General features: G+C 61.0%; 21 protein-coding genes. 7 read left to right on the top strand and 14 right to left on the bottom strand.

Translation table 11 applies throughout. The features are described 5' to 3' along the window. Positions 1-181: 181 nt before the first annotated feature. The 3 genes from moaC to lexA all read left to right on the top strand — a co-directional run bounded on the left by moaC (position 182) and on the right by lexA (position 2,618). Positions 182-658 carry a cyclic pyranopterin monophosphate synthase MoaC gene (moaC, locus tag CCE89_RS13820; protein WP_086438826.1) on the top strand — a complete coding sequence of 159 codons (477 nt, stop codon included), beginning with the start codon at positions 182-184 and terminating at the stop codon, positions 656-658. A 5-nt stretch (positions 659-663) separates the two neighbouring features. After that, positions 664-1,845 (top strand): molybdopterin molybdotransferase MoeA, encoded by a 1,182-nt coding sequence (locus CCE89_RS13825; protein ID WP_086438827.1) that lies wholly within the window; start codon positions 664-666, stop codon positions 1,843-1,845. 86 nt (positions 1,846-1,931) lie between these two features. Continuing rightward, positions 1,932-2,618 carry a transcriptional repressor LexA gene (gene lexA / locus CCE89_RS13830; RefSeq protein WP_086438625.1) on the top strand — a complete coding sequence of 229 codons (687 nt, stop codon included), beginning with the start codon at positions 1,932-1,934 and terminating at the stop codon, positions 2,616-2,618. 37 nt (positions 2,619-2,655) lie between these two features. Here the strand turns inward: lexA and CCE89_RS13835 are convergent, their stop codons facing one another. Beyond that, a complete protein-coding gene (locus CCE89_RS13835) occupies positions 2,656-4,833 on the bottom strand; it encodes a ComEC/Rec2 family competence protein (RefSeq protein ID WP_086438626.1) in 2,178 nt (725 codons plus the stop codon). A gap of 27 nt (positions 4,834-4,860) precedes the next feature. On the opposite strand from CCE89_RS13835, the gene gltX reads away from it, so the two are divergent. Genes gltX through CCE89_RS13850 form a run of 3 tightly spaced genes read left to right on the top strand, consistent with a single transcriptional unit; the run spans position 4,861 to position 7,845 of the window. After that, positions 4,861-6,294: a glutamate--tRNA ligase gene (gene gltX / locus CCE89_RS13840; protein WP_086438627.1), complete on the top strand. Its 1,434-nt coding sequence runs from the start codon at positions 4,861-4,863 to the stop codon at positions 6,292-6,294. 30 nt (positions 6,295-6,324) lie between these two features. Then, on the top strand, positions 6,325-7,611 hold the full coding sequence (locus CCE89_RS13845; RefSeq protein WP_086438628.1) for a citrate synthase: 1,287 nt from the start codon (positions 6,325-6,327) through the stop codon (positions 7,609-7,611). Between the two features lie 24 nt (positions 7,612-7,635). Then, positions 7,636-7,845: a hypothetical protein gene (locus CCE89_RS13850; RefSeq protein ID WP_086438629.1), complete on the top strand. Its 210-nt coding sequence runs from the start codon at positions 7,636-7,638 to the stop codon at positions 7,843-7,845. Positions 7,846-7,875: 30 nt separating this feature from the next. Here CCE89_RS13850 and CCE89_RS13855 read toward each other — a convergent pair whose 3' ends face one another. From CCE89_RS13855 to CCE89_RS13870, 4 genes are all read right to left on the bottom strand, one after another. Next, positions 7,876-9,258: a sensor histidine kinase gene (locus CCE89_RS13855; protein ID WP_086438630.1), complete on the bottom strand. Its 1,383-nt coding sequence runs from the start codon at positions 9,256-9,258 to the stop codon at positions 7,876-7,878. Between the two features lies 1 nt (position 9,259). After that, the gene (locus CCE89_RS13860; protein ID WP_086438631.1) at positions 9,260-10,222 is read right to left on the bottom strand and encodes a hypothetical protein; all 963 of its coding nucleotides are present in this window, start codon (positions 10,220-10,222) and stop codon (positions 9,260-9,262) included. Between the two features lie 23 nt (positions 10,223-10,245). Next, positions 10,246-11,418 (bottom strand): hypothetical protein, encoded by a 1,173-nt coding sequence (locus CCE89_RS15505; RefSeq protein WP_234990094.1) that lies wholly within the window; start codon positions 11,416-11,418, stop codon positions 10,246-10,248. A gap of 98 nt (positions 11,419-11,516) precedes the next feature. Next, positions 11,517-11,753: an Hpt domain-containing protein gene (locus CCE89_RS13870; RefSeq protein WP_407640406.1), complete on the bottom strand. Its 237-nt coding sequence runs from the start codon at positions 11,751-11,753 to the stop codon at positions 11,517-11,519. Between the two features lie 136 nt (positions 11,754-11,889). Between CCE89_RS13870 and CCE89_RS13875 the strand changes: the two genes are divergently transcribed. After that, entirely contained in the window at positions 11,890-14,421 is a 2,532-nt protein-coding gene (locus CCE89_RS13875) for a coiled-coil domain-containing protein (protein ID WP_143256050.1), read from the top strand. Here CCE89_RS13875 and CCE89_RS13880 read toward each other — a convergent pair. From CCE89_RS13880 to CCE89_RS13920, 9 genes are read right to left on the bottom strand one after another with little or no spacing between them, the layout of a single operon-like run. Further along, the gene (locus CCE89_RS13880; RefSeq protein WP_086438635.1) at positions 14,418-14,717 is read right to left on the bottom strand and encodes a DUF1467 family protein; all 300 of its coding nucleotides are present in this window, start codon (positions 14,715-14,717) and stop codon (positions 14,418-14,420) included. The two genes, CCE89_RS13875 and CCE89_RS13880, sit on opposite strands and share 4 nt — an antisense overlap. A gap of 1 nt (position 14,718) precedes the next feature. Next, complete coding sequence (locus CCE89_RS13885) at positions 14,719-16,374, bottom strand: ribonuclease J (RefSeq protein WP_086438636.1); 1,656 nt, start codon at positions 16,372-16,374, stop codon at positions 14,719-14,721. A gap of 10 nt (positions 16,375-16,384) precedes the next feature. Next, the gene (locus tag CCE89_RS13890; protein ID WP_086438637.1) at positions 16,385-17,161 is read right to left on the bottom strand and encodes a type III pantothenate kinase; all 777 of its coding nucleotides are present in this window, start codon (positions 17,159-17,161) and stop codon (positions 16,385-16,387) included. Positions 17,162-17,167: 6 nt separating this feature from the next. Further along, complete coding sequence (locus CCE89_RS13895) at positions 17,168-17,887, bottom strand: biotin--[acetyl-CoA-carboxylase] ligase (RefSeq protein ID WP_086438638.1); 720 nt, start codon at positions 17,885-17,887, stop codon at positions 17,168-17,170. Further along, positions 17,884-19,347, bottom strand: coding sequence for an NADH-quinone oxidoreductase subunit NuoN (nuoN, locus tag CCE89_RS13900; RefSeq protein ID WP_086438639.1), 1,464 nt, complete (start codon positions 19,345-19,347; stop codon positions 17,884-17,886). Before nuoN ends, CCE89_RS13895 begins: the two co-directional genes overlap by 4 nt. Continuing rightward, positions 19,347-20,894, bottom strand: a complete 1,548-nt coding sequence (locus tag CCE89_RS13905; RefSeq protein ID WP_086438640.1) for an NADH-quinone oxidoreductase subunit M — start codon at positions 20,892-20,894, stop codon at positions 19,347-19,349. The genes nuoN and CCE89_RS13905 overlap by 1 nt, the downstream gene beginning before the upstream one ends. Next, entirely contained in the window at positions 20,894-22,957 is a 2,064-nt protein-coding gene (gene nuoL, locus CCE89_RS13910; RefSeq protein ID WP_086438641.1) for an NADH-quinone oxidoreductase subunit L, read from the bottom strand. The genes CCE89_RS13905 and nuoL overlap by 1 nt, the downstream gene beginning before the upstream one ends. 8 nt (positions 22,958-22,965) lie before the next feature. Then, on the bottom strand, positions 22,966-23,280 hold the full coding sequence (gene nuoK / locus CCE89_RS13915) for an NADH-quinone oxidoreductase subunit NuoK (RefSeq protein ID WP_086438642.1): 315 nt from the start codon (positions 23,278-23,280) through the stop codon (positions 22,966-22,968). After that, a complete protein-coding gene (locus tag CCE89_RS13920; RefSeq protein ID WP_086438643.1) occupies positions 23,280-23,903 on the bottom strand; it encodes an NADH-quinone oxidoreductase subunit J in 624 nt (207 codons plus the stop codon). The genes nuoK and CCE89_RS13920 overlap by 1 nt, the downstream gene beginning before the upstream one ends. Positions 23,904-23,910 lie beyond the last annotated feature (7 nt).

A 23,910-nucleotide genomic window follows, 5' to 3' on the forward strand; every position in this document is an offset into this window, starting at 1 on the left:
GTCACATTCGGGGGCTGTCCTACGCCGCGCAAAACTGGCAGAAACGCGCCATGTCCGATCGCAAACTCCCGCCACTCCGCTTCGATCTCTCACAGTCTTGCTTGGTTGAATTTCCTTCGCCAGGACAGTGTTCCATGTGTTCAATCCAGTTGGATTTGAAGGCGCGCGCATGAGCAAGCGGATGAGCAAACTCACCCATCTCGATGAGAGCGGGACGGCACGTATGGTTGATGTCGGGGCCAAGCCCGATACGGCACGTCGCGCAGTCGCTGGTGGGTTCATCCGGATGAGCGCCGAAGCTCGGGCGGCGATCGAGAGTGGCGATGCGCCCAAGGGCGATGTGCTCGGCACCGCGCGGATCGCGGCGATCATGGCCGCGAAGCGCACGGCGGAGATCATACCGCTGTGCCATCCACTCGGGCTCGACGCGGTAGACGTCGACTTCAGCCTGGAGGAAGCTGGTGTGCGCGTCACGGCAATCGCGTCGCTGACCGGCAGGACCGGGGTCGAGATGGAGGCTATGGTTGCCGCCTCGACTGCGCTGCTCACGATTTATGACATGGCCAAGGCGCTCGACAAGGGCATGGTGATCGAAGAGGTTCGCCTGCTCGAGAAGAGCGGCGGCAAGTCCGGGCACTGGGTAGCGCCCGCGTTGTGAGCGCGATGCTCACCCTCGAAGAAGCGCAATCACGCCTGCTTGCTCTGGCACCTAAGCCAGAGACGGAAACGTGCGCTATCGAAGCTTCGCTGGGACGCTATCTCGCCGGTCCGCTCAAGGCGGCCCGGACGCAACCTCCGGCGGATCTCTCGGCGATGGATGGCTATGCGATTTGCGGTCACGGCCCGTGGGTGCTTGTCGGGGAGAGCCGCGCAGGCGCGCCCTTCGACGGCGCGCTTGAACCGGGGCAATGCGTCCGCATCTCGACCGGCGCGCATATGCCTTCTGGCGCCGACCGCGTTCTCATCCAGGAAAATGCGGCGGTGGAGTTGGATGAGGTTCGCTGTACGCAGGACATGCCAGATGCTGGAAAGCACGTGCGACGTCGTGGTTTCGACTTCGCGGACGGCGACCGGCTGCTGGACACCGGGACGCGGCTCGGGCCTGCACAGATCGCGCTGGCGATGGCTGGCGGTCATGCTCATCTTGGCGTGGCGCGCCGACCGCTTGTGGCGATACTCGATAGCGGTGACGAGCTTTGCGCCGATCCGGGAGATTGTGGACCCGACCAGATACCTGCTTCGAACGGAGCGATGCTGGCCGCAATGTTGGCCCAGCAGGGCTGCGAGACACGGCGCATCGGCCCTGTCGCCGATGATATGGACGCGCTCGCTGCGGCATTGCGAGAGAGCGAAACCGCCGACATCCTCGTAACCAGCGGTGGCGCTTCGGTTGGTGATCATGACCTCATGCGCCCCGCGCTCGAACGATGGGGCGCCACGCTCGATTTCTGGAAAGTCGCCATCAAACCCGGCAAGCCGCTGATGGTGGCTACTCGCGGTAAGCAGGTCATTGTCGGCCTGCCAGGCAATCCGGTCTCGAGCTTTGTTACCGCTTTCCTCTTCGTCCTGCCCCTTGTGAGAGCCGCGATGGGCGCTGGAAAACCCTTGCCCTCGCAATGTCGCGTCGATTCAGGAGATCACCTGCCTGAAGGCGGATCGCGGCGGGAGTTCCTCCGCGCCTACTGGGACGGACAAGTGGCGCGCTGTGTCGATTCGCAGGATTCCTCGGCCTTGGCGGCATTGGCGAGTGCCAATTGCCTCATAGACCGCCCTGCCGAGGCGGCATCGGTCGAGACTGGCGAGGCAGTTGTAGCCTTCCTGCTCGAAAATGGCGGAATTGCTTGACTTAGCGAATCGCGTTTCCTACTTGTTCCACATTCGTTCACCTTATTGGTGCGCGGTTTAATGGGCGACCAAGGGAGGTTTTCGCCATGCTGACGGCAAAGCAGCACGAATTGATCCAGTTCATCCAGCAACGCCTCGAAGAGACTGGCATCTCGCCTTCTTTCGAGGAAATGAAGGAGGCTCTGGACCTCAAGAGCAAGTCCGGTGTCCATCGCCTGATTTCGGCCTTGGAGGAGCGCGGTTTCATCCGTCGCCTGCCGAACCGCGCCCGGGCGCTTGAAGTGATCAAGATGCCGGAAGATTCGACACCGGTGGGTCGCAGCCGACCGGCGAACGATGTGGTGGCGGCAGCAACGACCGTGGCTTCATCTAGGCCTGAACCGGCGAACGACGTGATCGAAATCCCACTGCATGGGCGGATCGCGGCGGGCGCGCCGATCGAAGCTCTCGAAGGTCAATCCCACCTACCGGTTCCGGCCGCATTACTCGGCCCGGGCGAACACTATGCGCTCGAGGTGTCAGGCGATTCGATGATAGAGGCTGGCATCTTCGACGGCGACTTCGCGCTTGTCCGCCGCACAGACAGCGCACGTGATGGCGAGATCGTGGTTGCCCTTGTGCGGGGCGAGGAAGCAACGCTTAAATATCTTCACAAGGACGGCGGAATGATCCGGCTCGATCCGGCCAACGGCATGTATGACCCGCAGGTCTATCGACCGGAGGAAGTGGTCGTGCAGGGCAAGCTGGCAGGACTTCTGAGGCGCTATCACTGATTTGAATGGCGTGGCGCGGGTGGCCGGGCGGTTCTCTTCAACGGGCCCCCCGCCACCACCCGTGCTCGCCCTGATGGTCAGCCACGCTGTCAATCCGTCTGTCGGCGAGGACAAGGGCTAGCCCGCCGGTCTGGTCGAGCAACTTTTCGTCAGCTTTCAACCAGCGTGGACGACATGACGCTGGCAGCCAGCGGTCGGCTATGACGATATCGGCGCGTTCACAGGCTGCCGCCAGGGCGCGTTCTTCCACACGCAGATTGCCTCGCGCCATCAACAGTTGCCAATCACGCCCTCCTGCCTCGACAGTAACGCTGCAAAACTCTCCGCTGCACCTGCTGTTCGCAAAGTCCTCCATCGCCACTGGCTCACCTTGCGCGCCTGCAAGTTCAAGCAAATTGTCCAGAGCGTAATCCGACCGACTTTCGCGTAAGCTCACAAGTTCCCCACCTTGTGAAACTATCCCCACGTGCCGACCATCTGATGAAATGAGGATGTCCGGGACTGGCGTGGTGATTAACAAGACGGTTGCAACAGTTGCCGGCACAAATCCGAATAATCTTGCCCTCCCCTTCCAAAGCGCCAGCCAGAGTCCGCCAACAACGAATAGCGCGAAGGTCAGGCCGCTCATTTGCGGCAAGAGTTTAACCGCCCCAGGCTGCTCGGCCGTGGTGTGGGCAATCCAAAGCAGAGCATCGAGGGATCGCCCGACAAGCCACCAGACGGGGCCGCCCAGGCCAGCCAGATCGAGAAACAGAGCAAGGGCAATCAGGGGCATCGACACGAATGTCACCAGCGGAATGGCGACAACATTGGCGAACGCGCCGTAAACTCCGGCACGATGGAAATGGAAAAGGACGATCGGCATCAAGGCGATCTCGATTACGAATCCGGTCGCCAGCAGCATGAGAGCTCTTCGCCCTGCCCAACGCAACCAGCCTTCCTCCCGCGGCGCCAGAAAGGCGCGCACCCTTTCGGTGTTGTGCAGCGCCACGATCGCGAGGACAGCCGAGAAGCTCATCTGGAAACTGGGGCCGATCAGCGATTCCGGCCAGAGCAGCAGCACACAGAATGCGGCAACCGCCACCATCCGCAGGGAAAGCGCATCCCGTCCCAGCGCAAGAGCGCCAAGGACCAGCAGCGCACCGATGCAGCTGCGAACCGTCGGCACTTCGGCACCGGTCAGCAATGTGTATCCTATTCCCACAAGCGCCCCGACGCCCGCTGCCACCAGCGGCAGACGTATTCGCAAGACCAGCCAAGGCCAAAGTCCCAGGAGCTTGAGAGCGAGCGCATAGGCGGCCGCGATCACCGCACTCACGTGAAGGCCGCTGATGGACAGCAGATGGGTAAGCCCCGCGTCGCGCATTGCATCCTCATCCGCCTCGCCAATGCCGCCCCTGTCGCCACTGGCAAAGGCGGCCGCAATCGACCCGGCTGCTCCGTCCAGCTCGGATTTGACGTGGGCCGAGAGGGCTCGTTGAACTGGCGCTATTCGTGCCGCCTTCGCCGACGGCTGCACAACCTCGATGTCTCCAATTACGCTCCCGGTAGCTGAAAGCCCCTTGAACCATGCCGCTCGCGCGAAGTCATAGCTCCCCGGAAGCATCGGAGATGCTGGCGGCATCAGCCGCGCCCGAAACTTGAGAATAGCGCCTTCCGCCATGGAATTGCGCGCCTTCTCGAGCGGCACATTGACCCTGATCCTGCGCGCCGAGCCGGTCTCTGCATCGCGAATTGCCAATTCCAGACGGATCCGGCCGCGCGCCGGTTGATCCTCGCGCGTCAAAACGTAGCCTTGCACTGGCATGACGCTTGGACGCTCGATCGCTTCGGCCCCGACCGTTTCCGAGCGCACCCAGATGACAAGCACACCGACGGCAAAAGCCAATCCCAGCGCCACGCACGCATTGCGCAGTCGGGCGTAATCGGAGGAGATGCCGGGTAAAGTGTGAGCTGAAAGCGCTATGAGAATGCTGGCGAACAATGCAGCGAGCCACTGCCACGGTTCGGCGAGCGCAAACCAGGCGGCGATTCCACCGGCAAACGCGACAACCAACCAGGGCCCGCGATCGAACCCAGCCCGTTCGAGGAAACGTTCCGCCAGCGCACCGACGCTGGACAAGCGCGGCGCAGTGCGCCAAGGGCGCTGCACTGCAGCATTTCCCGCGCTGGCGCCGCCCCCCAAGGGGACGCGCGGCGGATGATGCGTCGCCATGCTGCGATTGAAAGGATTGAGGATTTTATGGCAAGCGATGCTGGATTAAAAGACGGCAAGGTGGTCACGCGCTTCGCGCCATCGCCGACCGGCTTTCTCCATATCGGCGGTGCGCGTACGGCGCTTTTCAACTGGCTGTTCTCCCGTCACCACGGCGGCAAGGCCCTGCTGCGGATCGAAGATACGGACCGCAAGCGCTCCACTCAGGAAGCGATCGATGCGATCCTCGACGGCCTCGACTGGCTCGGCCTCGAATATGACGAAGCGCCGGTATTCCAGTCCGAACGCGGATCGCGCCATGTCGAGGTCGCTGAAAAGCTGCTCGAAGCGGGACACGCGTATAAATGCTTCGCCACGCCCGAAGAACTCGAAGAGATGCGCGCGGCCCAACGCGCGGCGAAAGAGCCCCAGCGCTATGACGGCCGCTGGCGTCACCGCGACCCCTCGGAAGCGCCGCTTGGCGCGCCGTTCGTGGTCCGGTTGAAGGCTCCCGAAGACGGCGAAGCAAGCATCGAGGACAAGGTCCAGGGCAAGGTCACTGTCCGCAACGCGGAACTCGACGATTACGTCATTCTGCGGGCGGACGGAACGCCGACTTACATGCTTGCGGCGGTTGTGGACGACCACGATATGGGCGTGACCCATGTCATCCGCGGCGACGATCACCTCAACAACGCTTTCCGCCAGCTTCCGATCTATCGCGCGATGAACGAGATCGAGGGCGACTGGCCGGACCCTGTCTATGCCCATGTCCCGCTCATCCACGGTCAGGATGGCGCGAAACTATCCAAGCGCCATGGTGCCCTGGGCGTTGATACCTACCGCGACGAGATGGGCATCCTGCCCGAAGCGCTCTTCAACTACCTCCTTCGCCTTGGTTGGGGACACGGCGACAAGGAAGAGATTACGCGCGAAGAAGCAATTGAGCTCTTCGGCCTGGACCACGTGGGTAAGAGCCCTTCGCGGTTCGACATCAAGAAGCTGGAAAATCTCAACGGCCATTACATCCGTGAAGCGGACGACGCTCGGCTAGCCGGCCTTGTGGCGCAGCGGATCGAGGGCGAAGTCGACGAGAAATTGCTCACCGAGGCCATGCCGGTCCTCAAGACCCGCGCGAAGAATCTCGACGAACTGGCCGAAGGTGCAGCCTTCCTTTTCGCCAAGCGCCCCCTCCAAATGACGGAGAAGGCGGGCCAGCTGCTCGACGACGACGGAAAAGCGCGGCTTGCCGTCATTTCCGAGCGTCTTGCAGCGCAAAATGACTGGACAATCGAGGCTCTCGAAGCCACTACGAAAGCAACCGCCGAGGAACTGGAACTGGGCCTCGGCAAGCTCGCGCAGCCCATGCGCGCAGCCCTTACCGGGACGACGACCTCGCCCGGTATTTTCGACGTTCTGGTCCTGCTGGGGCGGGAAGAAGCACTTGCGCGGATCGATGCGCAGGCTGCGTCGGCAGGCTGAGCGCGAATACACGAATTGAGGAGAAGAATATTGTCGGACAAACAGGCGAAACTCGATTTCGGTGGTCAGACTCACGATTTCCCTGTGCTGGAAGGTAGCACCGGACCGGATGTCATCGATATCAGGAAACTTTACGGCCAGACCGGCGCTTTCACTTTTGACCCGGGCTACAAGTCGACGGCCAGCTGCGAAAGCGCGCTGACGTATATCGATGGCGACGAAGGCGTCCTGCTGCACCGCGGTTATCCGATCGGCCAGTTGGCAGAGCAGTCGAGCTTCATGGAAGTCTCCTACCTGCTTCTCAACGGCGAACTGCCGAGCCAGGATGAACTGGACGACTTCACCTACACGATCACGCGCCACACGATGCTGCATGATCAGCTACGGCAATTCTATCAGGGCTTCCGCCGTGACGCGCACCCGATGGCTATCATGTGCGGCGTGGTTGGCGCCTTGTCCGCCTTCTACCACGACAGCACGGATATTTCTGATCCCGAGCACCGCAAGATCAGCTCGCATCGCTTGATCGCAAAGATGCCGACCATCGCCGCCTGGGCTTACAAATACGCGATCGGCCAGCCTTTCATGCAGCCGGACAACAATCTCAGCTATACAGGCAACTTCCTGCGCATGACCTTCGGTGTTCCTGCAGAGGAATATGAGGTCATCCCGGCGGTCGAGAAGGCGATGGACCGGATCTTCATCCTCCACGCCGACCACGAACAGAACGCTTCGACTTCCACCGTGCGTCTTGCCGGATCTTCGGGTGCCAATCCGTTTGCCTGCATTGCTGCCGGTATCGCATGTCTTTGGGGCCCGGCACATGGCGGCGCCAATGAAGCGGCGCTCAACATGCTTCAGGAAATCGGCACGCCCGACAAGATCCCGCACTATATCGAGCGGGCCAAGGACAAGAACGATCCGTTCCGCCTGATGGGCTTCGGCCACCGGGTCTACAAGAATTATGACCCGCGTGCGACGGTCATGCAGCAGACGCTGCGTGAGGTCTTCGAAGCATTGAACGTCACAGACCCGGTCTTCGAAGTTGCGCTGCGGCTTGAAGAAATCGCGCTCAATGACGATTACTTCAAGGAGAAGAAGCTCTTCCCCAATGTTGACTTCTATTCGGGTATCATCCTCAATTCGATCGGTTTCCCGACCACCATGTTCACGGCCCTTTTCGCTCTCGCCCGCACCGTGGGCTGGGTGGCACAGTGGAACGAGATGATTTCCGACCCCGGCCAGGTCATCGGTCGCCCGCGCCAGCTTTACACCGGCCCCACACAGCGCGACTATGTACCGATGGACAAGCGCTAAGCGCATCAAAGGGAGATCAGGGCAATGGGACGAACAATTCTGCGCTTCTTGCTGATGGTGTTCGGCGTTGCCCTGATCCTTTCCGGCGGGCTCTGGACATTGCAGGGGCTCGGGCTGGTCATGTGGCCCGCTGAAAGCTTCATGCTCGCTGACCGCAGCTGGGCATTCTACGGCATCATCACCGTTATCGTCGGCGTACTACTGATCTGGGTATCACGCCGCCTCAAACTCTGAGGAACGGCGGCATACCTCAGCTGAGGCGAGCTAGTCCGCTTTCGGTAGCAGCAAGGTAAACCGGGCGCCCTGCCCCGGCGTGCTTTCGACCGTGAGGTCGCCATCCATTGCGAGAGCAAGCCTGCGCGAGATGTAGAGCCCCAATCCCGAGCCTCCATCACCGTCGCGGCCGAGGCGCTCGAACTTGGCGAAGACCCGTCGCTGCTGGTCCTCACTGAGGCCGGGTCCATTGTCGCTCACCGACACCCCGACGATATGGTCCGCAGCCTCGAAAGCCTCGACATGGATCGAACTCGCTTCCGGTGAATAGTTGATCGCGTTGCCGATCAGATTGAGCAGGATCTGCAAGACCCGGCGAAACTCTCCGATGGCCGGAACCTCGATATCCCTGGAAGGGAGGGCGATCGCGATATCCTTGCCCGAGGCCTTCACGCCCTGAATACCGCCCGCGCGCCGGGCAGCATCGGCGAGGTCCACCAGTTCACGCGAGGTGGAGAAATCGGGCGCTTCAACGACTTCAAGATCCGCCAGATCGTCAAGCAAATCGGAAAGCAACTCGCCCGAGTAGGAGATATTGCCAGCGTAATCGGCATACTCCTTGCGCAAGGGGCCGGCGAGCTTGGCCTTGATCGTCTCCGCATTGGCAATGATCCGCTTGATCGGTTGGCGCAAGGCGGGCGTCAGAGCCTCCCCGACGAAGCGGTTCGGCTTGGACCTGTTGGCAGTGACCTCTTCGATCAGGCCGGTCGGGAGCGGATGATTAGCCACCAGCAATAGCTCGAAACCGACCGGGTCGCTGCCTGATCCACCCACAGGCAAAAGCCGCACTTGCCATTCGCGCGCGGAACCGCCGATCTTGCAGCGTGCACCATCCAGCAGCCGCCAATGCATCGGCTGTTGATGCTCGATCCCTATGAGATCGAGATATTCGGGCCAGGGTTTGCCGGGATTGAGGCGCATTGTCTCGACCAATTGTTCAAGATCGACAGCCCGCGCTTCGACCGTCAGCACGCGTTGTGATGCGTCGAGATTGGCGACAAGTTCGGCAGTGCTGCGATCGATTGCGTCGATACGTGCGAAAGTCTCGCGCTCTTCCTCGCTCGGTCCCGACTCCCGGTGCCAATTTTCCACCAGCAACTCGCAAACCGCCCCGTCATCCTCACCGCTGAGCGGATTGATGCGCACGAAGCCTGTTACGATGCTTTCCCCGTCGAAAGCGGAGAACTCCCGCGCCAGCCTGAGGCCCATTTCCCGCCCCTGCCGGACCAGGTCGAGCAATTCGGGTATGGCGAGCTTGCCGGGAATCTGACCGCCGCATCGCTCCTGCAGTTCAGCCAGCGGGAGGTCGGCGCTCAACAGGCGGTCTTCCTCATCGGTCAGGCCGCGGGCAGCAAGGATCGGATCACTTGCCATTCTAGGACCCGCTTCCGGGCATAGTAGAGGCAAGGAGTTCAGCGGCCTGTTCCTGATTGAGAGACTTGATGCCCCGAGGCGGGGAATAGTCGGGATGCAGCTGCATGAAGGTATGCGCAATCTCATCTGGCTCGAAACCGGATGCAAGAAGACCCAGAGCAAGGCGTGCCAGCTGCGATGTATGGCAGGAAAGCACCGCCATCTCGCGAGGCTGATACGAGAGGCGGGCAAGTGCCGTCGCAAACAATGCGAGCCCGCTGTGTCCGATCACGAGGCCGGCGCGTGCGCCCGAGTTCATTGTCGATACGAGGCGGCCGAGCATCCCTGTTCTACTGCCGCTTTCGTCATAGGCCGCTCGAAGCAGGCCTTCGACCTGCGTTTTCGACGCAGGGCTGACGTCCTTGGCGAAATGCGACCAGCTCCGCAGGATCTCATGGAAAAGTTCGGCAGGCAGTTCGCCCAGCGGCAGGCTCATCCGGCGATGCGCCTGAATGAAACGTGCCTGAGCAGCCAGAGTCGCCATGGCGAGTTCCGCCACCGATTCGTCATCGGACGCGATCAATTCCTGCATCATGGGCGTCAGGACCTGATCGATACCGGTCCGCTCCTGAAGCTCTTCGGCAAGCTGCCCTTCGACTGCCAGAGCGAAGGAAAAGCTCAGCAGAGCGCTACTTGCCGCCAGATGGTTGGAAAGCCGATCGACCCGATCCTGTATTTCTTCAGGATTGCGATCAGAATGCAGTGCGGCTGTCTCCGCACGTATGAGTTGGCGCGAGATATCGCCGAGCATTCCTCGGATATGCGCAAGTATGTCATCGCTGACGAGCGAAGGAGCTGTGCTGGCGAGCATATGCCCGAGCACGGGAGGCACGCCGGCGAGGGCCCTGTCGCCCTGCACCAGTTCACGGCGCAACATCTCGCCGAACTGCGTTTCTCCAGAACTGTCTATCACAGTTTCGCTCATTCTCCGCTCTTAGCGTCTCGTGGTTAACCCGCCGTTATGGAGGCTTTGGGCTTGAAAAACAGGCAGAACGCAAGTGCCATGAGCGACAATACAGCCATCGTTTCCGGTAAAACGCCAAGCCACGCGCCGGCCGCGAGAATCACGGCCAAGGTAATTCGATCGCCCCACAATGCCTGGAAGCGCGGCGCAGTTATGCGCTCGGCCAATCGCAGGAGTCCGAAGAGCACCAATGGCAGGAATATCCGCCCGCCCAACATGGGCAGGCTGGTGGGAACGGCCAGTGAAGCAATCGCAACAATATCCAGCAAGTCCTTGCCATACCTGTCGAAAGTCGGTCGCATCTCGCGGCCGAACAAGCCGTTCTTGAAACGCCCGAGCGCACGCGCAGTGGCAAGGCAAAACCCGGAGAAAGCCAGCAGAAGCATGGCAACAAGGGGATAATCTTGGCTCGCCGCGCCAATTGCGCCGAGGCCGCCCAATATGAAAGCCCCTCCGAATATCGCAGGGCCGCGCTGCAATTGCCCAGGGGAAAGCCGCCGCGCCAGCTTGGCCGCGATTGCGCGTCCGGGGCCGGTCCAGTGCACTTGAGTCGCATGAGCATCGAGCAAGGCATTTTCCCGCGCCGACACCTGTGCCGCGTCGCTCATCAGCATCCACTGGCCCGAATTCAGCCAGGCTGTGTCGAGCGCCACAGTTCTCGTTCCCGACTGTAACGCCAGCCTCAAGATCAGGGATACGCAATCGCTGTCCGGAGGCATGTCCGCCAGTTTCTCGACAATACTGCCTCGCGCGACAGTCACCCCGCCCCAGGAATTTGCCGCGTCGATCCGTTCGAAGCCGGCTGCAATGCCCGCCTCTGCCGGTAGTGTCGCGACACCGCGACCCTCGCTGAACAGGCGCTCCGCAATCGCGCGATCAGGCACAAGTCCGTCTGCAAGAACAAGAAGTTCCTGATCTGCCGACACGAGCCCCACCAGTTGCAAGGGCCCGCGAATCAGGTTGATCCGCACGCCATCTGCCTCCGCAGCCTGCTGGAGGGCCAGCAATTCCGGCGTCGGTCCATCACACAGACAAATAATCCGATTGCAACCGAGTTCGCGGACAAGATCCGCCTGCCAGGCAATGACCGGCCGCCCGCCAAGCTCGAGGAAAGCTCGCGGGACACCCGTTTCCGTACGTTCAAGTGCAGATAGCAATGCGGTGCGCAAAGCCGCTCGGTCCCCCAATATTGGAAAACCCGCTTCTTAATAGGTTCTGGGAGGCTGTGCCAAGCGGCGAAAGCGGTGTGCGCGGCTTAATTCGACTCTATTTCGCCGATTGCGTTTTCGATCTTGCGAATGACCGTCGGCTCGCCCGGAGCGCAAAGCAGCGCTTCCTCGCTCACACGGCTCAATTCGCCGGCATGGAAGCTGGCAGCAAGCCCCTTGAGGCGCATGGCAGCGATCGTCCAGTTCCCGTCGCAGCGCGACCGCTTGAGCAAATCCAGTTGCCGACGCGCGCTTTCGACGAAAGCTGTGCGCAGCTCAGCCATCAGCGCGGCATCATCGCCGGCTGCGGCTGCAAGGGTTGCATTTAGGGCTCCGCTTTCAAGGACCATTCGAGCTTCATACACCGCCCAGGGTTAAAGCGGGGTTTAACATGGCGAAAATTGCGCTAGAATCCCGATCATGTCCGGGGGATCACATATCAGGGCCGTGGGTCCAGATGCCGCGCCAGAGGCGCAGTCGCAAACACCTGAGAATACTCAGGAAGAACCGCTCAGCCTTGATGAAAGCTGGGAGGAAGACTGGGTCGAGGAAACCGTCGAGCGCCCCCGTTACGACTGGGTCATCCCGGCGATTGCTGCCGCACTGGTCCTTGCATGGACGGCGTTTTTCGGGTGGACCTTCCGCGAACCTATGCTGGCAGGCGGCACGCCTGCCGACTGGGTAATCTGGATCGTGAACTGGTCGGTGCCGGTTCTCCTGATCGGCGTTGCCTATCTTCTGGCGATGCGAAACAGCAGGCGCGAATCGAACCGTTTTGCGGATACTGCGGCTTTGCTTTCGCAAGAGGCAGGTGAGCTCGAGACGAGGCTGCAAGTGGTGAACCGCGAACTCAGCCTCGCACGCGAGTTTCTCGGGTCGCAATCGCGCGATCTCGAATCGCTCGGGAGGATCGCCAGTGAACGCATCTCGACCCATGCCGACAAGCTGCAGTCGCTTATTCATTCCAATGGCGAACAGGTCGAATCGATCGCAAGTGTCAGCGATACTGCTCTCGCGAATATGCAGAAATTGCGCGATGACCTTCCCGTAATCGCCACCTCGGCGCGCGATGTGTCGAACCAGGTCGGCAATGCCGGACGGACCGCGCATGAACAGCTCGACAAGCTCGTGGCCGGTTTTCAGCGCCTCAACGAGTTCGGGGTGGCAAGCGAGCGACAGGTCACAGCCCTTGGCAAACACGTGGGAACGACGCTCGATACGTTCGAGGCACAAGTCGCGCGACTCGATGAGTTGGCCGAGGAGCGGTTTGGCGCTCTCAAGGCGCAAAGCGAAGACTTCCGCGCCGATCTCGATAACAGGGAGGTCGATGCACTCGCAGCCATGCGCACCCGGGTCGAGGCTCTGCGCGAAGGCGCCGCAAGCCTGCGGGACGAGATAGCGGCAAACGAGGAGCGTAGCCTTGCGTCTCTGCGCCATTCGAAAGCTCAGCTTGAGGAAGAAATCACTGCCCTCGCCACTTCGCTGCGTGCACTGGACGAAGAGGCTACTGCAGCCGCTAGCGATCGGCTCTCCGCCCTTCAAAGCGCGGCGGATTCTTTCGACGAGACGCTTTCAGCGCGGGCGCTGCGGTTCAGCGATGGCATGGCGAAGCGTCAGGATGCTTTCGAAGCGCGAGAGGCGCAGGCATCCGAACTGCTTGCCCAGCGTTTGGCGGAACTGGACGATGCGCTCGACGCGCGCCGCGAAGCGCAACTGGCGGAGACAGAGAAGCTCGTGGCAAAGAGCGAACAACTTGTCGGCCGGGTTAGCGAGCTGAACGCGCTGTTCGACAGCATCGCCGCCCAGTCCGAGAATGCCGAGAAGGTGCTTGGTGGGGGGCTTGAGGACATGTCGTCGAAGCTCGACGAGAGCAGGCGCAACCTGACCGAGACGGGCAAGGCGCTGGACACCCTGACCGAGTCGGGCATCCGCATGCTCGAGATCATCCAGTCGGGAGCCAAGCAGAGCCGCGAAGACCTTCCAGCCTCGATCGAGCACGCCATATCTGCACTCGCCCGTATCGAGGAGCGCTCCATGATGCTGCGTGATACGATGGATGAGACAGCCCAGCGCGGAACGGCGATCTCCGACTACCTGGTCACCACGCGGTCGAATGCGGAAGACGCCGGCGAAAGCGTCGATGCGCTTGCCAGTAAGCTTGCCGAGAATGCTCGCCAGAGCGGCGCGCACCTAGACGAATTGCGCAAGAAGTTCGGTGAGATCGAAAGCGATGGCGAGCGTGTCCTCGCCATGTCACGCGGAGAACTGCAGTCTGCGATCGGTGAACTGGTGGAGGCATCGCGCAAGGCCTTCGAGACTATCGAGAACGACTCCGAAGAAGCGGTTGCCAGGACCGCAGACAGGATCGGCGGAATCGCCAGCGAGGCGATAGGACGCGCGATGGAAGACCAGAGCAAGGCCGCCGTCGAAGACCTCGAAATGGCGGCCTCGCGCGCATCGCAGATGGGTCGCGAAACCGCGAAGCAACTGCGCGATCAGCTGGCAAAGGTGAACGAGCTCGCGGGCAATCTCGAATTGCGGGTCAACCGAACGCGGGAACTGGCGGAAGAGCGTGTCGACAATGACTTCTCTCGCCGCATGGCGCTCATCACCGAGAGTCTCAATTCCAATGCGATCGACATCGCCAAGGCATTCTCTGCCGACATAACCGACACCGCGTGGGCGTCATATCTCAAGGGTGATCGCGGGATCTTCACGCGTCGCGCGGTCAGCTTGATCGACAACAGCGAGGCGCGCGAAATCGTGGAGCTCTATGAGAGCGACGGAGAGTTTCGCGAGCACGTGTCGCGCTACATCCACGACTTCGAAGCGATGCTGCGCTCGGTGCTTTCCACCCGGGACGGCAATGCGCTGGGTGTGACCGTGCTGGGGTCCGATATGGGCAAGCTCTACGTAGCGCTCGCTCAAGCTATCGAACGTCTGCGCAACTAGTCCCGATCGCCGAGCTGGTCTTCGAGCGGCGGCGGATCGGGGAAGAAGTTGATGTCGTCGACACCGATCCAGCCATATTCGTAATTGAGGACGTATAGCGCCGTCAGGACAATCGCTATTCCCGTCGCGCGCAAGACAAGACGGCCGGGACGGAAGTTGGCAGGTGCGCTATCCGCTTGCCCCGGCACCTTCTCCACGCCCAGTTCCTCATGCGTTTTCACCCCGAAAGGTAGCATGACGAAGGCACTCATCACCCAGAACAGGGCAAAAATCGCGAGGATCGAAGTCCAGGCCATCTCAGTCTGCTCCGCCGACCGAAATCACGCGCACCTGAGGCCGCTTGCCAGACCAGCGCTGCGCCGCACGGCGGGTCGCCAGCCTGGCAGCTTCCTCGATATCGTCGCGCGTTGCGCCGCGCTTCGACGCGAGTTTGCCAATCGCCTTGACGACATCCGTAGCCGCCTCGGAAAGAAACTCGGTCATGTCTTCATCAAGAGGCACGCCGATCGCTTCGATCGTTGGGCGATTGCGTTGATCGAGCACGACCATGATGAACCCGTCGCGAGACAGCCTGCGCCGCATGGTGATGGCCTCGCCATCGGCAGGCGCGATAATGTCGCCATCGAGCACGAGCCGCCCCGCCCGAACCTCTGCAACCTTGCCTGGCTCCCCGGGGGCGAGGCGCACAATGTCGCCATTGGATTGCGTCACCGCATGATCGATACCATTGCTTTTCCCGACGCGGGCCTGCTCGAGCATGTGTCGCATTTCGCCATGCACGGGGACGAGGATGTCCGGACGGAGCCAGCTATACAGCGCCTCGAGCTCCGGCCGGCCGGGATGACCCGACACGTGGATGAAGCTCTGGCGGTCGGTCACCATGGTGATGCCGCGCGCGGCGAGCTGGTTCTGCACCTTGCCAATCGACAACTCGTTGCCGGGAATCTGGCGGCTTGAGAAGAGCACGACGTCACCTCTGACAAGTTCGATCGGATGGCTGTTATCGGCAATACGAGCGAGCGCAGCACGTGGCTCCCCTTGCCCGCCTGTCGCAAGGATCAGGACTTCTCCGCGCGGCAGCCCCATCGCGGTGTCGAAATCGACCGTTTCGGGGAAATCCTGCAAATAGCCATTGTCCTGCGCCACTGCGATGATGCGATCGAGCGAACGCCCTGCAACACAAAGCTGGCGGCCGGTTTCGCGCGCCACTTCGCCCAGCGTCTGCAGCCGTGCGACATTGGAGGCGAAAGTGGTGACCAGCACCCGCTTGCCGGCATGTTTCGCTACTTCTTCCATCAATCCGCGATGGACCGCACCTTCCGAACCGCTTGGCTCGGGGTTGAAGACATTGGTGCTATCGCAAACCAGCGCCAGCACGCCTTCGTCCCCAATCGCGGTCAATTCTTCTTCAGTAGTGGGCTCACCGATGATCGGCTCTTCATCGAGCTTCCAGTCGCCGGTGTGAAAAACCCGCCCGTATGGCGTCTCGATCAGCAGGGCATTGCCCTCGGCAATCGAGTGCGCCAGCGGAATGTAGGTCACGTTGAAATGACCAATGTCGAAGCTGCCGTGATCCTCCTCGATCACATTGACCTCCACCTCGTCGGCGAGACCTGCCTCTTCCAGCTTGCGTATGACGAGGTCGGCCGTGAACGGGGTCGCGTATAGCGGCACGCCGAGTTCGCCCGCGAAATAGGGGACGGCCCCGATGTGGTCCTCATGCGCGTGGGTGAGCACGATCCCGAGCAGATCGTCCACGCGATCCTCGATGAACTCAAGGTCTGCAAAAACCAGATCGACGCCCGGATACTCATTGCCGGAAAAGGTCATGCCGAGATCGACCATCAGCCATTTCCCGTCGCAACCGTAAAGGTTGACGTTCATGCCGATTTCGCCCGATCCGCCAAGGGCAAGGAACAGCAGCTCTTTTTCGGGGGTGTAATTCTTCTTCATTCGCTGTCCGTTATCCGCCGACTTTCTCGGCCAGGATCGCAAGGCCCTCGATTGTCAGGTCGGCATCGACATAGTCGAAAATGTCGGTCTTCTGGTCGAAGAGGATTGCTAGCCCGCCGGTAGCAACGACCTTTGCCGGGCGCCCGATTTCCTCTCGCATCCGGGCAATCAGTCCTTCCATCATGGCGACGTGGGCCCAGAACACACCAATCAGCATCTGATCTTCGGTATTGCGACCAATCACGCTTGTGTCGTCCGGCGCCCGGATGGCAATGCGCGGCAGCTTCGCGGTCTTGCCTACCAGTGCGTCGAGCGAGAGATTGATGCCGGGCGCGATGATGCCGCCCTTATAGGTCCCGTTGAAATCGATCGCCTCGAACTTGGTCGCAGTGCCGAAATCGACGACGATCAGGTCGCCACCGTATTTCTCATGCGCTGCGAGGATATTGAGGGCACGGTCCGCGCCCAGAGAACTGGGCTGATCGACATCGATCGCAAAGGGCCAGGCCGCATCACCCTGCCCAGCGATGATCGGGGTCTTGCCGAAATACTTCTCCGCAAGCACAGTGAGGTTGTGATTGGCGCGCGGCACGACCGAAGCGAATATGAGCTGAGTGATATCTTCGCGCGCGACGCCTTCGATCTGCAAGAGCTGGAGCAGCCAGACCGCATATTCATCGCCCGTCCGGCGCGGATCGGTGGCAATACGCCAGCGCGCGCGTATCTCGCGACCTTCGAACAGGGCGAAGACGACATTTGTGTTTCCGACATCGGCGGCGAGCAGCATGGCGACCTATTCCTCTGAAGCGAGCATCACGTCGCCCGCGTGGATGGCACGGACAGTGCCATCTTCCAAGCGCAGTTGAAGGTTTCCCTGGGGGTCGAGCCCGGTAAAACGTCCCTCGGCAACCGATCCATCGGGTTCGTGAACACGCAGCGGCGTGCCATCAGGCGTCGCGACGCTGCTCCAGCGACGGATCAGAGGTTCGAGCCCATAGGTGCGCCATCGTTCGAGCTCTGTCGCGAACGCGTCAGCTAGCCGCTCGGCAAAGGTCTCGGGAGCGGGCGGAGAAGTGACATCGGCCAATGCGATAGTCGGCCGATCCGGAAGGTCCGGCTTAGCTGCGAGATTGACGCCGATACCAACGACCACTGCATCGCTCTGCGCTTCGAGCAGGATACCGCATAATTTTGCAGCATGAAGCAGGATGTCATTGGGCCATTTGAGCATCAGCTGCTGCGGATCGGGACAATAGGGCAGCAGAGCTTCGTATACCGCAAGTCCGGCCACGAGCGCCAAGGACGGTGCTGGCGGATCGCGGTCGGACACCCGAACGACGGTCGAGCCCATGAAGTTGCCCGCACCGTCGAACCATTGGCGGCCCTGCCGCCCTCGCCCCGCAGTCTGCCGCCTGGTTACGATCCAGTCGCCTTCGCCGACATGCTCGCGATTACGCAGGAGCGCCAGCAAATCGGCGTTGGTGGAGCCGGTCTCTTCGACGAAACGGATCAAATCGCGAAGAACAGCGCCGAGGCGGCCTTGTCGGCAAGGTCGGTCAGCGATGGCGTCAGCAGATAGCCGAGCGGCGAAACGATGAGGACGCAGATCCCCAGCACCGCCCAATGACCTGCACCACTCGAACCGGTGACCTTGCCCGCCGGCTCGTCGAAGAACATGACCTTCACGAACTTGATGTAATAGAATGCGCCAATCACGCTGGCCGCGATGGCGATCGCGCCGAACGCGACGAGCCCTGCTTCGACAGCTGCCTGGAACACGACGAACTTGCTGTAGAAGCCGAGGAGCGGCGGAATACCGGCAAGGCTGAACATCAGCAGCAGCAGGCTCCACGCAATCAAGGGTTTCGTTACCGATAGCCCGCTGATGTCGGCAAAAGTTTCGTAAAGATTGCCGTCCTCGTCACGCAGCATCAGCAGCGCGACAAAGCTGCCTAGCGCCATCGCCACATAGACGAAGAGATAAACCAGCATCGAACTTGCGCCCGCTGTCGTCGCCACGGCGAGGCCCAGAAGGATGAAGCCCACATTGTTGATCGAGCTGTAAGCGAGCAGGCGCTTGAGATTTTCCTGACCGATGGCACCGAGCGCGCCGATGATGATCGAGGCAAGCGCTGCGAACAACACGATCTGCCGCCAAGCATCCGCTTGCGAGCCGAACACCTCGAGAGCGACGCGCGCCGTCAGGGCGACCGCCGCAACCTTTGGGGCGGTGGCGAAGAAGGCCGTGACCGGCGTCGGCGCGCCCTCGTAAACGTCCGGGGTCCACATATGAAACGGCACGGCAGCGATCTTGAACGCGAGGCCCGAGAGAACGAAGATCAGGCCGAACAAAGCGCCGGTCGACAGTTCGCCAACGAGTGCTGCATTCACAGCGCCGAAACTGGTCGCTCCGGTGAAGCCGTAAAGCAGGCTGATACCGTAAAGCAGAATGCCCGAAGCAAGCGCGCCCAAGACAAAATATTTGAGACCCGCTTCGGCCGACTTGCGGTCATTGCGCAGGATCGATGCAAGCACATAGGCGGCCAGGCTGTTCAGCTCCAACCCGACGTATAGCGTCAGAAAATCGCTCGCCGAAACCATGATGCTCATGCCCAGCGTCGCGAAGATTATGAGCACCGGGTATTCGGCCCTCATTGCATTGAGCCGAGAGAAATAGGCCGGCGCGACGATTAGACAGCCGATCGAGGCCAGATAGATCAGCGCCTTGGCGAAGGCGGCAAAGCTATCGGCGACGAAAAGCGTGCCGAATGCCGCCGCATCCGGGCCGATCAAACCATCATGCAAGGTGGGCACAAGCAGGAAGCCTGCGCCAAACAGGGCCGCGGCCGCAACGATCGCAATCGGGCGCGCAATCTTGTCGCCACCCCAGGCGGCGGCAAGGAGCAGGGCCAGACCGGAAACGGCGAGAAGGATCTCGGGCGCTATCAGCGCGAAGGAGGCTGCAAAATCCATCAGTGGGCCTCCTCGCCCGCAGTCTCGTGAGCTAGTTCATTGGCGAAATGTCCAGTCGGCTCGCCCACGATGAGATTGCTGTCGTTTGCGGGTGTTGCGCGTGCGATCCGCGCATCGAGCGCAGCGATATCGGCGCGCATCGGGGCGAGGAAACTCTCAGGGTAGACGCCCATCCAGAGAACCGCTGCGGCAAGCGGTGCCAGCATCGCCCATTCGCGCGCGTTGAGATCGGGCATGGCCGCAGCATCTGCATTCTTCTGCTCGCCAAACGCGACCCGGCGATAAAGATAGAGCATATAGCCGGCACCCAGGATGATACCGGTGGTGCAGACCAGCGTCACCAGGGTCGAGACCTGGTAGATACCGGCCAGCGCGAGGAACTCGCCGACGAAGTTGCTGGTACCCGGCAGACCGACAGCCGCCATCGTGAAGAGCATGAAGAACAGCGCGTATTTCGGCATGTTGGTGCTGAGGCCGCCGTAGCGGTCGATTTCGCGCGTGTGCAGACGGTCGTAGATAACGCCGACGCACAGGAAGAGCGCTCCCGATACCAAGCCGTGACCGAGCATCACCATCATTGCGCCCTCAAGCCCTTGCACGTTGAAGGCGAACAGGCCGACCGTCACGATCGCCATATGGGCGACCGATGAATAGGCGATCAGCTTCTTCATATCGTGCTGAACCAGCGCGACGAGCGATGTGTAAACCACAGCGATCATCGAGAGGATGAATACGAGCCAGGCGAACTGCGCGCTCGCTTCCGGGAACATCGGCAGGCTGAAGCGGATGAAGCCGTAGCCTCCGAGCTTCAACAGCACGCCCGCGAGGATTACCGAGCCTGCGGTGGGCGCCTGAACGTGGGCATCAGGCAGCCATGTGTGCACCGGCCACATCGGCATTTTCACGGCGAAGCTGGCGAAGAACGCCAGCCAGAGCCATGTCTGAGCCGCTGGCGGGAAGTCGTATTGCATCAGCGTCGGGATGTCGCTGGTGCCGGCTTCTGCCACCACCCAGAACATCGCGATCAGCATCAGCACCGATCCGAGCAGCGTGTAGAGGAAGAATTTGTAGCTTGCGTAGATGCGGTTGTCGCCGCCCCACACGCCGATGATCAGGTACATCGGGATGAGGCCGGCTTCGAAGAAGATGTAGAACAGGAAGAGGTCCTGCGCTGCAAAGACGCCGATCATCAGCGTTTCCATGATCAGGAACGCGGCCATGTATTCGCCGACGCGGTTCTTGATCCCGTCCATGCTGGCGAGGATGCAGATCGGCATCAGGAAAACGCTGAGCATGATCAGCATCAGCGCGATGCCATCGATCCCGAGCGCATAGGAGAAGCCTGCAAAAAGCTCGGCCCGTTCGACGAATTGCCACTGCGCGCCGCCGATCTCGTAATTCGCCCACAGCAGTATGCCGAGAACGAAATTGACCAGCGTTGCCGCAAGCGCGGTCACCCGCGAGGCGCCCGCATCGAGGAAGAAGCATGCGATCCCCGCAACGAGCGGGACGAGAAGCATCAGCGAGAGGATGGGAAAGCCTTCCATCAGAAGAGGACCCAGGTAATCGCGGCGATCAGCCCGAGCAGCATGATCAGCGCATAGCTATAGAGGTATCCGGACTGCACCTTCTTCGCGCCGAGCGCACCGCGCTGTACAATCCAGGCGACGCCGTTAGGTCCGAAGCGATCGATCGTGCCGACGTCACCAAGTTTCCAGAACTGACGACCGAGCCAGAACGCAGGCTTCACGAATACGGCGTTGTAGAGCTCGTCGAAGTACCACTTGTTGTAGACGAAATTGTGTACGTAGCGGAACTGCTCGACGAACTTGCCGGGAATCGAGGTGTCCTTGATGTAGGCGAGCCAGGCGCCGAACAGGCCGAGCAGCATCACGAAGAAGGCCGAGTACTTTACCCAATAGGGCACGGCATGCATCGCATGGATCAGCGGTTCGTTATAGAAGATCGACCCGTTCCAGAACTCCGGACTGTCGAGGAAGGCAGGCGCGAAAAGCTGACCTGCGACGATCGCGCCGAGCGAAAGCACTCCAAGCGGAATGAGCATCGAGAGCGGGCTTTCGTGCGGATGATAGCCAGCGGTGCCATCGTACTCGTCTGGCGATGGAACATGGTGCTTCACGTCCTCACCGGAATTTTCCTGGATCGGCGGATTGTCCGGATGCGGTTCATCATGGCCATGCGCAACAGCGTGCTGGATATGCTCGCTATCCGCCCAGCGCGGCTTGCCCCAGAAGGTAAGGAACATCAGGCGCCAGCTGTAGAAGCTGGTCAGCAGCGCGGCGAAAACGCCCATCCAGAAAGCGAAGGTGGCAACATCGGTGCCGCGCGCAAAGGCGACTTCGATGATTGCATCCTTCGACCAGAAACCGGCGAAACCTGCCCCGAGGTGATAGATACCGACGCCGGTGATCGCGAGCGTGCCGAACATCATCGCCCAGAAGGTGAACGGGATCTCCTTACGCAGGCCGCCATAGTAGCGCATGTCCTGCTCGTGGTGCATCGCGTGGATCACCGAGCCAGCGCCAAGGAACAGCAGCGCCTTGAAGAAGGCGTGCGTGAACAGGTGGAACATCGCCGCGCCATAAGCGCCGACGCCCGCAGCGAAGAACATGTAGCCGAGCTGCGAACAGGTCGAATAGGCGATGACGCGCTTGATGTCCCACTGCGTCGTGCCGATGGTTGCAGCGAAGATACAGGTTGCCGCACCGATGAAAGTGACGAAGCCGAGTGCAATCGGCGCGGTTTCGAACATCGGCGACAGACGGCAAACCATGAAGACGCCGGCGGTGACCATCGTCGCGGCGTGGATCAGTGCGGAGACCGGAGTCGGACCTTCCATCGCGTCGGGAAGCCAGGTGTGCAGGCCAAGCTGCGCCGACTTACCCATCGCGCCGATGAACAAGAGGATGCACAGGATATCCATCGTGTGCATGCGGTAGCCGAGGAAGCCGATGGTCGATCCGGTCATGCCCGGTGCCGCCTCGAGGATCTCGGGGATCGAGGTCGTCTGGAACACCAGATAGGTACCGAAGATACCTAGCATGAAGCCGAGGTCGCCCACGCGGTTGACCACGAATGCCTTGATTGCAGCAGCGTTGGCGCTCGGCTTCTTGTACCAGAAACCGATCAGCAGGTAGCTGGCGAGGCCCACTCCTTCCCATCCGAAGAACATCTGGACGAGGTTGTTGGCGGTCACCAGCATTAGCATGGCGAAAGTGAAGAGCGAGAGGTAGGCGAAGAAGCGCGGTTGATCCGGATCCTCCTCCATATAGCCCCAGCTATACAGGTGGACGAGCGCCGAAACGGTGGTGATCACCACCAGCATGACGGCGGTCAGCGTGTCCACGCGCAGCGCCCAGTCGAAGGTCAGCGTGCCGCTTTCGACCCATTTGAGCACGGGTACGACGGTCGCTTCCACGTCGCCGCCGAGGAAACCGATGAAGATAGGCCAGCTCAGCGCGCTGGAAATGAACAGCGCGCCGGTCGTCAGCGATTTGACGACGGTGTTGCCAAGCGCCCGATTGCCCAGGCCGCCGACAATCGCAGCGAGCAGGGGCAGGAAGACGATGAGGAGGATGGAGGTCTGCACTTTTCAGCTTATCCCTTCATCTGGTTCGCATCGTCGACCGCGATGGTGCCGCGGTTGCGGAAGTAGATCACCAGGATCGCCAGGCCGATGGCGGCTTCTGCCGCGGCGACGGTCAGGACCATCATCGCAAAAATCTGGCCTACGAGATCGTTCATGAAGGCGCTGAAGCCGACGAGATTGATATTCACCGCAAGCAGAATCAGCTCGATCGCCATGAGGATCACGATCACGTTCTTACGGTTGAGGAAAATGCCGAGCACGCCCAGCACGAACAGCGCCGCGCTGACCGTGACATAGTGCTCGATGCCGATGCCTGATTCCATCATAGCTCGACTCCCTTGCCCACTTCGGGCTGTTTCATGACGGTCGCATCTTCCGGACGGCGGCGGTTCTGCTTGCCGATATCCTGGCTGCTGCGGGTCCCCTCCGGACGCTGGCGATGGGTAAGGACGATGGCCCCGATCATCGCGACGAGCAGGATGATACCGGCAACTTCGAACAGCAGGACGTAGCGACTATAGAGCAGCGCGCCGACCGCCTCGATATTGCTTTCACCCATCGGCGTGGCAGATGCCCCGTCAGCCGTTGCGAGTTCCAGCCCGCCTGCATTGTATGCGGCAAGGCCGACGAACAGTTCGACGAACAGGATCACCGCGATCGCGATGCCGAGCGGGAAGTTCTTGATGAAACCCGCCCGCATTTCGGCGAAATCGATGTCGAGCATCATCACCACGAACAGGAACAGCACAGCGACCGCGCCGACGTAAACGATCACCAGCAGCATCGCAATGAACTCTGCGCCGACGAGCACCATGAGGCCCGCACCGTTAAAGAATGCGAGGATGAGCCACAGCACGCTGTGCACCGGGTTGCGGGCCATGATGACCATGACCGCGCTTGCCAGCACGAGGGCAGCGAACAGGTAAAAGGCGAGTGTCTGAATCATGAACCCC

Source organism: Altererythrobacter xiamenensis, from assembly GCF_900177715.1.
Lineage (GTDB): Bacteria > Pseudomonadota > Alphaproteobacteria > Sphingomonadales > Sphingomonadaceae > Erythrobacter > Erythrobacter xiamenensis.